At 38.7% G+C, this 13,943-nt stretch carries 15 protein-coding genes; 9 read left to right on the top strand and 6 right to left on the bottom strand.

What is annotated here, in order from left to right:
* Positions 1-12 precede the first annotated feature (12 nt).
* From MKL35_RS03705 to MKL35_RS03690, 4 genes are all read right to left on the bottom strand, one after another.
* Entirely contained in the window at positions 13-993 is a 981-nt protein-coding gene (locus MKL35_RS03705; RefSeq protein WP_000170388.1) for a hypothetical protein, read from the bottom strand.
* Between the two features lies 1 nt (position 994).
* A complete protein-coding gene (locus MKL35_RS03700; protein WP_000838837.1) occupies positions 995-2,236 on the bottom strand; it encodes a YagK/YfjJ domain-containing protein in 1,242 nt (413 codons plus the stop codon).
* A gap of 719 nt (positions 2,237-2,955) precedes the next feature.
* The gene (locus MKL35_RS03695) at positions 2,956-4,173 is read right to left on the bottom strand and encodes a hypothetical protein (RefSeq protein ID WP_029959638.1); all 1,218 of its coding nucleotides are present in this window, start codon (positions 4,171-4,173) and stop codon (positions 2,956-2,958) included.
* 359 nt (positions 4,174-4,532) lie between these two features.
* A complete protein-coding gene (locus tag MKL35_RS03690) occupies positions 4,533-4,748 on the bottom strand; it encodes a hypothetical protein (protein ID WP_001995220.1) in 216 nt (71 codons plus the stop codon).
* Positions 4,749-5,288: 540 nt separating this feature from the next.
* Between MKL35_RS03690 and MKL35_RS03685 the strand changes: the two genes are divergently transcribed.
* The 8 genes from MKL35_RS03685 (at position 5,289) to MKL35_RS03650 (ending at position 9,764) form a co-directional block, all read left to right on the top strand.
* Positions 5,289-5,549 (top strand): hypothetical protein, encoded by a 261-nt coding sequence (locus MKL35_RS03685; RefSeq protein ID WP_000790979.1) that lies wholly within the window; start codon positions 5,289-5,291, stop codon positions 5,547-5,549.
* A gap of 104 nt (positions 5,550-5,653) precedes the next feature.
* Positions 5,654-5,803, top strand: coding sequence for a hypothetical protein (locus MKL35_RS03680; protein WP_002017940.1), 150 nt, complete (start codon positions 5,654-5,656; stop codon positions 5,801-5,803).
* Positions 5,804-5,816: 13 nt separating this feature from the next.
* The gene (locus MKL35_RS03675; RefSeq protein WP_001993743.1) at positions 5,817-6,890 is read left to right on the top strand and encodes a J domain-containing protein; all 1,074 of its coding nucleotides are present in this window, start codon (positions 5,817-5,819) and stop codon (positions 6,888-6,890) included.
* A gap of 3 nt (positions 6,891-6,893) precedes the next feature.
* Positions 6,894-7,142, top strand: a complete 249-nt coding sequence (locus tag MKL35_RS03670; protein ID WP_000405166.1) for a hypothetical protein — start codon at positions 6,894-6,896, stop codon at positions 7,140-7,142.
* A 92-nt stretch (positions 7,143-7,234) separates the two neighbouring features.
* Positions 7,235-7,846 (top strand): hypothetical protein, encoded by a 612-nt coding sequence (locus tag MKL35_RS03665; RefSeq protein ID WP_001991904.1) that lies wholly within the window; start codon positions 7,235-7,237, stop codon positions 7,844-7,846.
* A 26-nt stretch (positions 7,847-7,872) separates the two neighbouring features.
* A complete protein-coding gene (locus MKL35_RS03660; RefSeq protein ID WP_000732630.1) occupies positions 7,873-8,286 on the top strand; it encodes a hypothetical protein in 414 nt (137 codons plus the stop codon).
* 79 nt (positions 8,287-8,365) lie between these two features.
* Positions 8,366-8,659, top strand: coding sequence for a hypothetical protein (locus MKL35_RS03655; RefSeq protein WP_005116050.1), 294 nt, complete (start codon positions 8,366-8,368; stop codon positions 8,657-8,659).
* A 55-nt stretch (positions 8,660-8,714) separates the two neighbouring features.
* The gene (locus MKL35_RS03650) at positions 8,715-9,764 is read left to right on the top strand and encodes a DUF932 domain-containing protein (RefSeq protein ID WP_000930100.1); all 1,050 of its coding nucleotides are present in this window, start codon (positions 8,715-8,717) and stop codon (positions 9,762-9,764) included.
* 200 nt (positions 9,765-9,964) lie between these two features.
* Here MKL35_RS03650 and MKL35_RS03645 read toward each other — a convergent pair whose 3' ends face one another.
* Entirely contained in the window at positions 9,965-10,846 is an 882-nt protein-coding gene (locus MKL35_RS03645) for a copper resistance D family protein (protein WP_001067742.1), read from the bottom strand.
* Positions 10,847-10,912: 66 nt separating this feature from the next.
* Positions 10,913-11,293 carry a copper resistance CopC family protein gene (locus tag MKL35_RS03640; RefSeq protein WP_000689220.1) on the bottom strand — a complete coding sequence of 127 codons (381 nt, stop codon included), beginning with the start codon at positions 11,291-11,293 and terminating at the stop codon, positions 10,913-10,915.
* A 283-nt stretch (positions 11,294-11,576) separates the two neighbouring features.
* On the opposite strand from MKL35_RS03640, the gene MKL35_RS03635 reads away from it, so the two are divergent.
* Positions 11,577-13,922 (top strand): heavy metal translocating P-type ATPase, encoded by a 2,346-nt coding sequence (locus MKL35_RS03635; protein ID WP_000349575.1) that lies wholly within the window; start codon positions 11,577-11,579, stop codon positions 13,920-13,922.
* Positions 13,923-13,943 lie beyond the last annotated feature (21 nt).

Raw genomic sequence — 13,943 nt, 5'->3', positions numbered from 1 at the left:
ATCGCTCCTGAACTAACTAGCTTTAAATTTAGAATACAAAACATCAAAACCAGACTGCGTATCCCAGATTCGAAGGATTGTATCGGTGCCAACTAGATACGTTTTAAGCAACTTAATAAGGTCTTTATACTTTGGATCACCTTTAAAAAAGCGATTGGTTTGCATAAAGCCGTTTAATGCCATAGGCACAGGGTATGCTTTGCAATTAAACAGGCCTTCCAGATTACCTTGTAAGGCAACGAAAGCATTTTCATCAGATAAACCAATAGGATCATCTATGAACTGGCGTTCCAGTAAAAACACCAGTCTAAGTGCTAATTGTCCTTGAGGTGTAAGTTCCCATTTGGAAAAGACGGCAATAACATCATTATTACCGCTTTCATTAAGGAAAACAGCGATCATATCTTTCTTCTGCTGATCTAAATATTGCTTTTTGGAATACGTTGTTGTATTCGCTGAAAGCGTAAATTGCATTGGCAGATTTAGCTCATGTGTCTCGAAGCCAGAATTGTCCTTGATTATAGCCTTCATTGTTGAATCAAATAACTCTTCAATACGAACTTGTTCTGCATCCCAAGCCGATGACTTCTCATTAACCTGTCTAGTATTGAGCGTATATTGATAGCCCGTCATTTTGTTCGAAAAATACTGATCGTCACAGTAAATTCCAACATTGACCATAGGTCCTATTTGTTTAATAAACTGAATAAACAGCTCATTCTCTGGTTTTAGACGAACGGCTAACATCCCATTAGTGACAGGGGAACCTGTCACTAATGGATACATGGACCTAATCAATTCAACAGGTTTACTGAGAGACAACGCTCCATGACTATTTTGAGACTTTTGTTTTGCAAACATGCTCGTGGTTTTTGATTTCCCAAGAGCTTTTGCCGACCTCTCCGAACCAATCAGATCATAAGCATAAGTAGGTTGAATGCTGCATGATAAATGTGTGGCTACATGTAACGCATCTGATGCATATTTAGTCATATTACAGTCCTCCTTCGTGAGCATCATCTGATTGATCAGAGTCTAGAAGGTTAAGCTGTTCAAACTTACGTGAGCGACCAAGCTTTGTATCTGGTACGTCAGGTAATTGGCTTATGCGGAAACTACGAAGTCTCTCCTGAACAGTAAAGGCAAAGTACTGATCATTTTTACAAATGTAGTCAAACGTAGCTTTGAGGTTCTCAAGCATTTCATGGTCGTTATAAGCCAGAATGCCCAAAGCACGATAGCGGTACTCATTCTTTTTCATATTGCAGATAAAAGCAGAACCAAGATTGTTTGTAGCAATCTTCCATTTCTCAGCAATATATTGCCCCCACGTGATGTCTTCACGATGGTCATTGGCATTAAAGAAATAGTAGCAATGGAGGTGTAGACCTTTGGCGGGCGTGTATTCAAGACGCTGGATGTACCCAATCGCATGCTTAAGCTGATTACGTTTAGCGGCTTCATAGAACCGAGCCATAGACTTTTGCATAAACTCAATATCGTGCCCAGCCTGAGCAAAATCAGGGGAAATAGAGCGTTCTTGAAGCTTGGCTGGATCACGTATCAATCCTAGGTCTACTCGAACAACGAGGATTCTAGAATGGATTTTTAGTAGCGTTTCAACAAGCTGAACACAACGCTGTTTAGGACGGCGTCGGTTACTAGCACGACTCGAAAGCTGTTTTCGAATTGAAGCACTTTCCATTTTTGCTGCAAACAGCTTCTGAAATTTAATCAAAGCCGCAACATAGGCTTGAGCTTGTTCAGATGTATAACACTGATTGATCAGAGCAAAGCCATATAGGGTATGTTTTTCTTCATCTGATAGTTCTGAGAAAGTGTCCTGAAAGGCTTGTAATTCAATGCCCATCTTGTAGTTGCTAGAATGAATAGAAACAAAGATTGTCGCAATTTGGTTCTTCAGTAAAGGTGGAATATCCTTGGCATATTCAACACGCAGTTGCTCTTTACCCTTAAAACTTTTAATAGATTTAAGGGTCGCGATTGGACGCTCCTCCACCAAATACTTAATGAGCTCAACACGACTGAGTATTGTTTCAAGTTCGTGGTTTATACTCATTCTGAATATTTCAGTCTTACCGCTTTCTGTCATATGTTCATGAGTTGAAAAATCTTCCTTGAGTTGTTCTAAGAATGCATCTCTATCTGCACCTGAGAATTGTGCGACAGGTGGAAGAATTGGTTTAGCTGAAGTGTTTGTGTTTAAAGATTTCATAATATACCTACATACAAATAATTAATTACGTATTAGGCGTCATGAGGTAAAAGCTCTCCCTATGGACATCGTTTAGAAATGTCCATTAGGGTAGGCGTAGAGTGGGTGTTGACTAATCTATCTGGAGTGTATTCATCTCAAATGGATACACACTTAAATCAATCTAATCCATAAGCAGTATTTGCTAAGGCATACTGCTTATGACAATAAGTATCTAGTAGATTAATTACATATATCTAATATTACTTATTACAATTGTATTTAAACCGAAAAGCCGATTGCACTTTACTCCGAGAATGCTCTACCAAAAAATGACGGTAATACGAGGACTTTTTAAAAGTTGCGATGTCCTGAGTTACGCAGCATTTAAATGGTTTCGTTGAGCGATTCTTGGGTTGATCCACAACTGTAAATTGCTAAGCTTCCAATTGAATGTATTTCTCAATTTGATCTGTTGCAGGCTTCGGGTTAAGCTGTTCATATTGTTTCCTTATGTATCAAGTTTTGTATGCTTTATTGCATAAGGAAAATTCTAGAAAAAAATTGACCACCCCAAAAAAAACTGCGGGGAATTTATATATAAGTTGTTGATATTTTAATTTTTTTTAAGGTTTTTAAAAAATGAAATTTTATAGTATTTTTATATTCTTCTAAGAAAAAGAGCATATCAATCTAGATATAACATGCTCTTATAAAATTATATTAATGATAAGATTTTTTTATTTATGTGAGGTGGTAGACTTCTTTCTTACAAAAGCTTCGAGTAATTTGTATAAGTCAGGTCTATCTTCTTTTAACCATTTTTTATCAGACTTTAGATTTACAGTCTTATATTCTTTTTTCTTCATATGAGGATTTAATAATTCCATTCTCTCTTTTTCATCTTTTGTTGGTGGAATAAGAGTCAACATATTATTTTTTAATTGAGTTAATTTAGAACTCTTTTTTAGATAATAAGTTCTCATCTCTTCAAAACGTTCGGTAGGATAACCCATAAAAGAAATAAGAGGCTGATCACGTTTCTGAGCTTCTATCCGTTTAATTTTTTTATCATCTTTGTCTTTGTCTTTGTCTTTGTCTTTGTCTTTGTCGTCACCTTCATATTCGATTTTGACTGTAGATAAATCATTTCGGGTGGCAAAAAGGTAATACTCGGCTTCTTCTTTTTTTAGTAGGCAATGTTCTATTTCAGAATTGTATTCTTGAACGAGTTCCTCTGGAATTTGTGAGAGGGCTTGCTCTTCAATTGCCCCTAAAACCATATCCATACTTGAATAAGTTTTTTTATCCTCGGTAATAAAACGTTGAACAATTGATAAATAAATTTCTTTTATTCTATGGGATTGTTTATGGCTGTTCCGTGCTAACTGAGATTGCCTAATTTGTTTATAAATATCTTCTGGTAGTGTATAGACATAAAAGGAGCAATCATGGTGTTCGGAGTAGAGGCGAAATGCTTCGTTAAAATGTTTTTCAGCTTGTTTTTCTTTTTCTTTAAAAATTCTGACTTTGATAGTTGATACTATGTTTTTAAAATCACGAATTTCATTCGCGATTTCACCATAGTGTCGGGCAAGTCGGTCTTGTTCAGGGATATAAATGTGAGTTTTAGATTTTCCTCGAAGTAATGGTGGAGGTAATCTCCATGCCTGTTGACGGAGTGCGTATTGCTCTGGTGATTCTTTTAATAAGCCTTGATCAAGCTGTTCATAAAACCACTTTCGGTCATTCTCCGTTATTTCTTCACTTACAGACTCTATTTGTTCAGGTAGATAAGCTTTGTATTGTTCGGCATAGGCAGATGGAGAACCATAAGGGAATTTATGTCTTCTAATAATATGTTCTTCAAGTTGGTCAATTAGGCCAGTAAGTTTTTTGAGGTTTTCAGTAGAGGAGGTTTCTTTTTTAGCCTTAGCATTTTTATTAGCAGTTGCCATGTACTCAAGTTCGCTTATTCATTTTAAAGAAGTGTAAATATTATAATTCGTAACTGCTTAAAATTTAATAATGATTTAGCCTAACTTGCAAAAGAGTTTTAGATACTGGGGTAGGATGTTAGCTCTTAAATCAACACTCTATTTATGTACCGACTTGTGATGATTCTGTACCGACTTGCGATGTTTTGGGTGAAAAGTAGTCAAAATTAGGTTTTAGCTTTGATTTGTAATTGTTGGGTTAAAATCGTAATAGGGTGATGCATTTTAGCGGATTATAAACCTATTATGGATTGAATCAAGTGCTAGAAAATCACTCATTACTGGTTGTTAATAGTAGGTCTGTGTATTACTAAAAGGTCTCAATAGCGTTTCATCAATTGCAATGCAAGATTGTAGGCTACGGTTGTAGAAATTGATTCTGCTACAAAGAACTCTTGGGGCGGTGTGAAGTCTAAAGTCTGTTTACGATAATGCGTCTGTTTTCCTGTCTGTTTGTCTTTAAAAATAAACTCATCGTGTGCATGAGAATATTCCTGTCCATACAGAGGGCCGCCAAGACATTTTAACCGAAGCACCGAATCATCCTTCATTTTGCGCAATGGTTAGTTTAATAACTTAATCTAATGAAAAACAATAACAATCACTTGACGACTTAGTCGATAGATGATTGACACCTTAAATATTGCGCATTATCCTTTGCTTGCTGGCCTACATTGCCAGCCGGCTTTGACAGGCCGAATAGTAAAGTGCATTGAAAACTTGTTTTTCGATGTAGGTACACCCGTCCCCCTTTTTTGTTGCGGTAGGACGGAAGGGGGACGCCTTGTGCGTGCTGGTTCTTTACTATCAGTCTGTCAACCCACTTTCGTTCTGCCACCATAATTCTAAATTAATGCTTTGGCAGAACTCCCAATATAAAGGAGTTGGCTATGCATATTCTTTTTACACTTCCCGACTAGTTTTAATAGGGTTTGATGAACTTCTGGTTTATCAAGCTTTAGCTTTTTTCGTCTAAAAATTTAACTTAATAAAAATGTCATGTGGGCTATACCGTGGCAGGGCTTTGTGTTGCCTAAAAAAGCCTAAGTTGCATGACCATATCACTGGATATAACGATGAAAAATAAAATTCTGATGGGTGTAGTGGGTGTCAGTATTCTGATTCTAAATGGTTGTTCTTCCCAGTTTGAAAAGGGTGTGAAGCAGGGCTGTTACAACATGGGCGGCAGTCGCAGCTATTGCTCCTGTGTCTATGACAAAGTGGAAGAACATTATGGTCGCAAAGTCATGCGCCAGATTGAACGTATGAGCTATATCCCGAATGACTTAGACAGTGTGATGTATCAGTCAGGTCAGCAGTGCGTACATAAACTTTAACAATACATATTTAAAGCTTTAAGCAAATCATTAAATCACTCATTTCCTGTTGCCTGTTCGGGCAACGGGAAGGGTTTATGCAACTCAATTTAGGAATAATGATTATGAAACATCCATTTTTTACGTTCTATTTTACGATTGTCATAGGTTACTGGTTGTATTGCATTTGGGAATATCCGGGGCATTACTCAGGCGCTTATCTACTCGGTCGTGCTCTGGTCTGGCCTTTTATATTTATACGCTGGTTTTTCTAGGGGGCGTATGGTGATGAGTATAAAGGAAAGAATCCAGCAGAGTCAGTGGGTGCCCTTATTGAGGAGTAGCGACAACATTTATTTTGCACCAGTCATTCCCAATAAAAAGTTACAAGGTGCTATGACATATTTACCTTATGGTGTGGGCCCTAATGATGTACTGATGCTGATTGACGACACAGTATTTGGCAGCGCCAAGGTCGGGATGTGCGTAACGGAAAAGGGGCTCTTCTATAAAGCTAGCTTTGAAGATGAGCAGACTTATCTGTTCGAACATATCCAGCAGTTAGAAGCTGAAATTGGAATGATCACCAGTTCGATTTTAATCAATGGTCATGATGAACTGAACTTTAGCCAACTGGATAAGAGTGTGATTCGTGCTTTGGTGGCATTCTTAAATGAATGTTGTCAGGGACTACACGGAAGACAGGACGATAGGCAAATGAGTATCAAGATTGAGGCCGAGATGCAGATCATGATTGATCTGTTTGCCTACTTCATTACCTTTAGTGTGGGGCAATGGAATACCCGATCGAAAGAAGCGGTATCCGATCATTTTACTAAACTGAATGATAAGGCAGTGCATCAGTATATCGAACAACTCCTGAATAAACAGACGCTCTTTGATTATGAAGACTTATTACATCGTCTGGCAGACCTTAAAGATAAGCTTGCCTATAACTTCCGTAGAGAGATGATTGAGCAACTGGTCTATGCCATGGCACTCGGTCAAGTTGAGCAGAATCAAGCTGATCTTTTCATGACTCATTTATGCCGTGTATCTAATGTCTCAAGGGCAGTCTTTCCTGATCTCGTCAAAATTGTCTATCAATGTATGGCAGGTGAGATGAACGAGAAAAAAGTTTCTGATCTGACCGAGGAACAATTAGAGGCCTGCAAACTTCTTGAGCTTCAGCCTGAACTATTGAGTGAGCAATCACTTCAAGTTGCTTACCGAAAAAAGATGGCAGATTTCCACCCCGATAAATACCAGACCTTACCCGAGTCAGTCCGTCAGTTGATTGAGCAACAGGCACAACAACTCAATCAGGCCAGAGGCGTATTAAAAGCCTATTTGGGAGTGTAGTCGATGGAGATTAATCCGCAACGGCTCAAACGGCGCTGGAAATGGTATGCCGCTTATATAGGTTTTTTTATTCTGTCATTCACTTTGTTTTATGCCTATGACCATGCTCAGGATGAACAAACCGAGCAGATGCTGGAAGACGTTAAAAGCCAATCAGTTACTGCTGATGATAACACTGTAATCAGTATTCAAAGTGGAGAGGAAGTCCCTGCTTTTAATCAAGCTAACCTTAATCAGGAAAACCATAAATAAAGAAATTTTAAATACATATTACCCAAATGAGAGAGCGGAAGAATTGCTCTCATTAATTAAACAAATTCATGAAGCCGAAAGGGGGAAGCATGATGACAACACAAACTAAGAATATCCAGATTTTTATTATTGGTGTTTTATCTACACTAGTTGTGGTACTTGCAGGATGGGTCGGCTATGACAAGTTTTTAAAGCCTAAATCAGAAAAAAAGGTAATGGCATCTGTTTCTGAACCCGCTGCCTCTGAACCTGTAATTCAGGCTAGCAGTGAACCTGTATTAGAAATACAGGCAAAAGAAGCAGATCCTACTCAAAAAACAGAGGAGGGTTCTAAGGGCAAATATCTAGGGAATGGACTTTATACCTCTGATATGAATAGTGGTAAATGTTTGGATTCTGCCAAAGTAACCTGTGGTTTGTTTGAAGTGAACCAACTCCCTAAAGAATGGCAAGATACTCTGGAAAAAACTTGGGAGAATAATACCGACTATTGGTTCTCTATTACTGATGGAAATAAGGTGACTTCAATTCCATCCAACTGGACAGGTTGGCAAGTAATGAAATATGGTCCAGAACAGAAATATGTTTTAGCAATATTCTACAGTGCGTATACGAATACTGGTGAATGTCTACTCATGCAAAACATGTTCGATATTAAAACGAAACAGACCATCGACAGTGTTGAACTTACCTGTACTTTGTAAACCATTAAGAAATAGAGATCGATCAAATGAAAAAACTATTTCTAGGTATAGGTTTAGCATTCGTAAGTATTTCAACTTATGCATTGGATCTTAAACCCCATGAAATACCTGCTTATTTAATAGAACAGGTGGGTTATTCTGGACCAGTGACGTGTACTTATAAGACTGTTTTAGTTAATGGAACCCGAAGAACATTTAAAGCGTCAATGTTTAATGAGTGTGAACAGATTTTAGCCATAGGTAGTGTAGGTACAAGCTCTTACAACACCGTGGCGCGGATTCCCTATACGACCTCACGTACTTTTGTGACTTTCATTGGTGTAAAACCTCGAAAAATGGGACGTATTTATATACTCGGTCGAAGTGATCCATGTGATCCGGGTTTAAATCACGTTCCACAAGCTGTTGCTGACTGTAAAAATAAACAGCGTGGCAAGTAAATTAGAAAATTGAACCCAGACAAAAAGAGCCTGCAAATTCGCAGGCTCTTTTTATGTCCGCTTTTTAAGGAGAAAGCACATGCTCCAGTGTCCTTACTGTCATTCATTACACATCATATTACTCCGCCAGACTGAGCCCAGTTCAGGGGTGTTTGCAAAGCTTTCATCATTCTCACCCATGTCTCTGGCATCCGCCTGTATGCAATTGTCAAAACGAAGCTCTGTTCATCCTTTGGTAGGCGGTTTTATTGGCTTGGTTATCGGTGGAATGTTTCTGCTCTACGTACAGCATCAAGACAATATGGTGACACTGTATTACCAGTGTGAGCAATGTCTGGAACATTTTGAAATCCAGCAATCAGGATTTGCTTAATTCACATCGTTTATAACTTTCAAAATATTTAAATATCACTTAAAGGAAATTAATCGTGGCACATCACGTGGAAACAATGGCTTTTGTAGGTCAAACCCCATGGCATGGTCTGGGAAATCAGCTCCCTCAAAATCAGCCGATAGAAATCTGGGCACAGCAAGCTGGTATGGACTGGCGAATAGAATCATCCAATGTCAGCTATATGGCAAAGAATGAACGAGGACAAAATATTCTGATGCCTTATGAAGAGCAACGAGTACTTTATCGTTCAGATACTCATGCACCATTGTCTGTAGTGAGTCAGCGTTACCAAGAAGTACAACCCAAAGAAATTCTAGAATTTTACCGTGACCTTACCGAGCAATCGGGATTTGAACTGGAAACAGCGGGGGTACTTAAAGGGGGGCGTAAGTTCTGGGCATTGGCAAGAACGGGGCAATCGGCAGCGTTGAAAAGTAAGGATGTCAGTAATGGTTACATTTTGTTGGCAACTGCTTGTGATGGTACGTTGGCAACCACAGCGCAATTTACTTCGATTCGTGTGGTGTGTAGCAACACCTTAGCGATTGCCTTACGTGGGCAGAATAGCAGTGTTGGTGTAGTGAAAGTTCCGCACAGTACCAAGTTTGATGCAGAAAAGATTAAACAGCAATTGGGTATTTCAGTGCGTGCATGGGACGAGCACATGTATGAAATGAAGCAACTGAGCCAGCGTAAAGTCACCCAGCAAGAAGCGGCAGCTTACTTTGATGCAGTGTTTAATAACACGAACCTGAACATTGCCGAACAGGATGAAAGTATCATTCAGTTCTACCGTAATGTAGCTACCCCTAAACAAGTCTATTCAACCAAAGCTGATAATAAAACCGAACCGAATGGACGTGCTATGTCTAAGGTCATGACCATGTTTAACGGGCATGGTCGTGGGGCTGAGTTAGCTTCAGCTAAAGATACGGCTTATGGGCTGCTTTGTAGTATTACCGAGTTTGTCGATCACGAGCGAAGGGCCATTTCATCGGACTACAGGATGGATTCAGCATGGTTTGGGGCTGGAGCCAATCTTAAACAACGTGGGTTGGAACAAGCATTAAGAATGGTGTCTTAAATAAGGCCGCTAAATTCTAATATATTTCTAAAAAGTTTTTTACCACGTCTTTAAGACGTGGTCCTTTTATGCAGCTAAATTTAATTTTTTAAAAAATCAAAAAAGTTACGTATATATGTGGTTTTTGAGAAATTAGGAGTGACATCTATATGAAAATTAATAGGTTATTTTTAACTATGAAAGCATTGCTACTACTCCAATTACTCAATGCCGACTACAGTTGTAATATATCCAGTCGTTAAAAGGATCATTAGGCCTAATGACATTTCAAATAAAATGGCATAACCCAACTGTCTAGCAAATTTCGGATCTTGTAAGCGAGGGGTAAAATACCATTTGTTAAAGGCAGCTAATAATAAAATGCTTAGAACAAATGCGATCTTAATAATAAAACCATGTCCATAAGGAGTATTTAGTAGAGTATTAAAATCTTTAATGAGTAACAGCGCAATACTGGCACCACAAGCGAGTAGTATTCCTACAACAAATGCTGCGATTCTTCCAAATAAATGCATGCGATCTTTTAATGGAAGACCAGTAATTTTTTTAGTTGTTCTCCATAAAGGGAAAAGTGATCCCATCCATAAGGACATTACAAGTACATGTATTGATAATAAGAATTGAGCGAATAAAGGTAAATTCGTAACATGGCCTAGTTGTGAAAAACTAAAAACTATGGGGATGAGCAGGATGGTAAAAATTGTCCCTTCTACTTTGGAAATCTGGATAGTCCCTTTACTAAGCTTTACGAGCATAAATAACAGTAAAAGTGCGAAGCTGACTGAACGGATGATATGGATATGCCCAGTAGGTGTATTTACTAAGATATTAATGTAGTTACTGTCCCACATCCCAGAAAGACCTGTATTGGCAAAACTTCCTATAAGAACGAAGAAACCTAAAGTACTTGAAATAAAGCCTAATCCGGCACCGATAGTAATGTACTTTAGGAGAGTTTTCTTGATTTCTACATAGCGTCCCAGTAGAAAATAGCTAAAGGCGCCCCCAACGACAAAGGCTATTCCTAAATATAAAACGACTTTAATCAGCCACGTTGCATATATCCAAGTTTCAGGATTCATATTTATTCCCCGGCGATAGTAATATGCCAGCAAGCTGCTGGCATATAGACTACTGGTGTTTTATGGTTATTTCGCTGATTTAATGGTGAAGCTATATTCACCATTCATGTTATGACCATCAGCACCCATTGTGGTCCAAACCACTGTGTACTTGCCTTTCTTAAGTTTAGGTACTGCGACTTCAAATGATTTTTTTAAATCATGAGTTACCTGGTAATTTAAAGGGATGTCTTTACGTTGAGCGTCAAGTAATTTGACATTCATTAACATGACTTCATCACCAAAATTCAGAGTTATATTTTTTGGCTGGCTTGCTACAGATGCATTAATAGCCGGAGTAGCACTTTCAAGTTTGACATGAGCAAATGCGCTTGAAGCAGCTACAACCATAGTCGCACCTACTAGTACATTACGTAGAGCCGACACTTTATTCTGGAAAATTTTCATTTCATCACCTTTTTAAAATTAGTACTTGCTAAGTAATGACCCAGTGAAATTCCTAAATTGATCGAGTTGGTCATCACTCTTTGTATGCCTATTATTTAAGAATGAGAGAAACGTCTTGATGACTCCAAAATTACATTTTTGTCATTTTTAGAATTGAAAACTCACAAGTGCTACACTGACTTTATCAAGAAAAATGTTCATTAAATATTCAAATAACCGGAAATTTATTTCTGTCCAAAGCTAATTGTTTTTTAAAAAAATTAAATATGAAGGAGGTTTATATATGGACCATCATCATGAAAAGAAAACTATAAATGAAGCATTTAAAGATCCTGTCTGTGGCATGGCTGTAACAGAAGAATCTAAATTTCATGAACAGGTTGGCAATAAGACTTTTTACTTTTGTAGTGAAAAATGTCAGATAAAATTTAAGCATGATCCTGCTTTATATATTGCTAAAGAAAATGGATCTGCTTCCGCAAATGCCTCTCTAAATAAGATGGAGGCACAGTCAAATAGTGTAAATGCAAATACCTCATCAATTTATACTTGCCCAATGCATCCGGAAATCCGGCAAAATCATCCCGGTAACTGCCCCATATGCGGTATGTCCCTGGAACCATTACTACCCAATCTAGATGAAGCTGATGATAATCCTGAACTTAAAGATTTTAAAAGAAGATTTTGGTACACCTTACCTTTAACCCTCATCGTCGTATTTTTGGCGATGTTCGGGCATCAGTTGAACTGGTTTGAAATGAAGGTGCAAAGCTGGATTGAACTTGTCCTTACTTTACCTATCGTCTTTTGGGCAGGTTGGCCATTTTTTGTTAGATGTTGGCATTCAATTTTAAATCGTAGTCCGAATATGTGGACTTTAATTGGAATTGGGACTGGAGCTGCATTTATTTATAGTGTCGTTGGGACTTTAGCCCCACAAGTTTTCCCAGCGTCTTTCATCTCTATGGGGCGTGTTGCTGTCTATTTTGAGGCAACAGCCGCAATCATTTCACTGACCTTATTAGGCCAGGTTCTTGAGTTAAAGGCACGTTCGCAAACTTCTACAGCAATAAAATCTTTACTTGGGTTGGCACCAAAAACTGCAAGAAAAATTAATAAAGATGGTACAGAGGAAGATATTCCACTTTCCCATGTCCATGTTGGAGATTTACTGAGAGTGCGGCCAGGTGAAAAAGTACCTGTTGATGGAATAATTACAGAAGGTTCTAGTTCTATTGATGAGTCGATGTTAACGGGAGAGCCGGTTCCGGTAACAAAACGTATAGGTGACCAAGTCATAGGTGCGACAATGAATATGAACGGTTCATTAGTGATGCGCTCGGAAAAGGTCGGCTCTTCAACAGTACTTTCACAGATAGTTCAAATGGTGGCACAAGCTCAGCGTTCTAAAGCCCCTATGCAAAGAATGGCAGATCAGGTAGCCGGCTGGTTTGTGCTGGTGGTGATCGGTATATCTATCCTTACCTTTTTTGGTTGGGGAATATTTGGACCAGAACCAAGTTGGGTATACGGACTAATCAATGCTGTCGCAGTTTTAATTATTGCTTGCCCGTGTGCTTTAGGATTGGCTACACCCATGTCAATCATGGTCGCAACAGGTCGTGGTGCATCCAATGGCGTACTCTTCCGTGATGCCGCAGCAATAGAAAATTTACGTAAGATTGATACATTAATTATTGATAAAACAGGCACCTTAACAGAAGGCCGCCCCTCGTTTGATAAGGTCATTGCTTTATCCGGATATGAAGAGAATGAAGTTCTCAGATTAGCTGCCAGCTTGGATCAAGGTAGTGAACATCCCTTGGCGGATGCAATTGTACGGGCTGCCCGTGAAAGAAATCTTGTACTAACAACACCAACATCTTTCGAGTCAGGTTCCGGAATTGGTGTGAAGGGCGAGTTAGACGGGCAACAATTAGCATTAGGCAATACAGCCCTAATGGAACAACTCGGCATATCAGTTGATACATATATCCCTCAAGCGGAGCAATTAAGAGCAGAAGGTGCAAGTGTTATGCATTTGGCTGTTGATGGGAAGCTCGTAGGGTTATTGGCTGTTTCAGATCCAATCAAAGCGAGTACACCTGAGGCTGTGCATGCTCTGAAGAATTCTGGTTTAAGAATTATAATGGCCACAGGAGATGGTTTAACTACTGCAAAATCAGTTGGTGCTAGATTAGGTATTGATGAAGTTTATGGAGAAGTTAAACCGGCAGATAAACTGGAACTGGTTAATAAATTACAAAACGAAGGAAGAATGGTTGCAATGGCAGGTGATGGCATTAATGATGCCCCAGCTTTAGCCCAAGCAGATATTGGTATTGCAATGGGAACAGGAACAGATGTGGCCATGAATAGTGCTCAAGTCACTTTAATCAAAGGTGATTTACGGGGTATAGAGATCGCTCGTTCCCTGTCAGAGGCCACTATTAAAAATATGAGGCAAAACCTAATGTTTGCATTTCTTTATAATGCTTTAGGCATCCCTTTAGCTGCGGGTATTTTATATCCATTTACCGGTTGGCTACTTTCTCCTATGATCGCAGCTTTAGCAATGAGCCTAAGTTCAGCATCGGTTATTGGTAATGCTTTAAGATTACGTAGTTAAGAAAGGATCATTCTCTGACTA

This window comes from Acinetobacter sp. AOR41_HL (genome assembly GCF_027854645.1).
Classification (GTDB): domain Bacteria; phylum Pseudomonadota; class Gammaproteobacteria; order Pseudomonadales; family Moraxellaceae; genus Acinetobacter; species Acinetobacter nosocomialis.
The sequence above is the reverse complement of the archived record's forward strand: the minus strand, read 5'-3'. Positions and strand labels throughout refer to the sequence as shown.

Excerpts from the sequence above, each read along its gene's own strand:
- MKL35_RS03680 (WP_002017940.1), top strand. The coding sequence starts at position 5,654 with ATGAAACATCCATTTTTTACGTTCTATTTTACGATTGTCATAGGTTAC.
- MKL35_RS03695 (WP_029959638.1), bottom strand. The coding sequence starts at position 4,173 with ATGGCAACTGCTAATAAAAATGCTAAGGCTAAAAAAGAAACCTCCTCT.
- MKL35_RS03665 (WP_001991904.1), top strand. The coding sequence starts at position 7,235 with ATGACAACACAAACTAAGAATATCCAGATTTTTATTATTGGTGTTTTA.
- MKL35_RS03705 (WP_000170388.1), bottom strand. The coding sequence starts at position 993 with ATGACTAAATATGCATCAGATGCGTTACATGTAGCCACACATTTATCA.
- MKL35_RS03685 (WP_000790979.1), top strand. The coding sequence starts at position 5,289 with ATGAAAAATAAAATTCTGATGGGTGTAGTGGGTGTCAGTATTCTGATT.
- MKL35_RS03700 (WP_000838837.1), bottom strand. The coding sequence starts at position 2,236 with ATGAAATCTTTAAACACAAACACTTCAGCTAAACCAATTCTTCCACCT.
- MKL35_RS03635 (WP_000349575.1), top strand. The coding sequence starts at position 11,577 with ATGGACCATCATCATGAAAAGAAAACTATAAATGAAGCATTTAAAGAT.
- MKL35_RS03670 (WP_000405166.1), top strand. The coding sequence starts at position 6,894 with ATGGAGATTAATCCGCAACGGCTCAAACGGCGCTGGAAATGGTATGCC.
- MKL35_RS03660 (WP_000732630.1), top strand. The coding sequence starts at position 7,873 with ATGAAAAAACTATTTCTAGGTATAGGTTTAGCATTCGTAAGTATTTCA.
- MKL35_RS03655 (WP_005116050.1), top strand. The coding sequence starts at position 8,366 with ATGCTCCAGTGTCCTTACTGTCATTCATTACACATCATATTACTCCGC.
- MKL35_RS03640 (WP_000689220.1), bottom strand. The coding sequence starts at position 11,293 with ATGAAAATTTTCCAGAATAAAGTGTCGGCTCTACGTAATGTACTAGTA.
- MKL35_RS03645 (WP_001067742.1), bottom strand. The coding sequence starts at position 10,846 with ATGAATCCTGAAACTTGGATATATGCAACGTGGCTGATTAAAGTCGTT.
- MKL35_RS03675 (WP_001993743.1), top strand. The coding sequence starts at position 5,817 with ATGAGTATAAAGGAAAGAATCCAGCAGAGTCAGTGGGTGCCCTTATTG.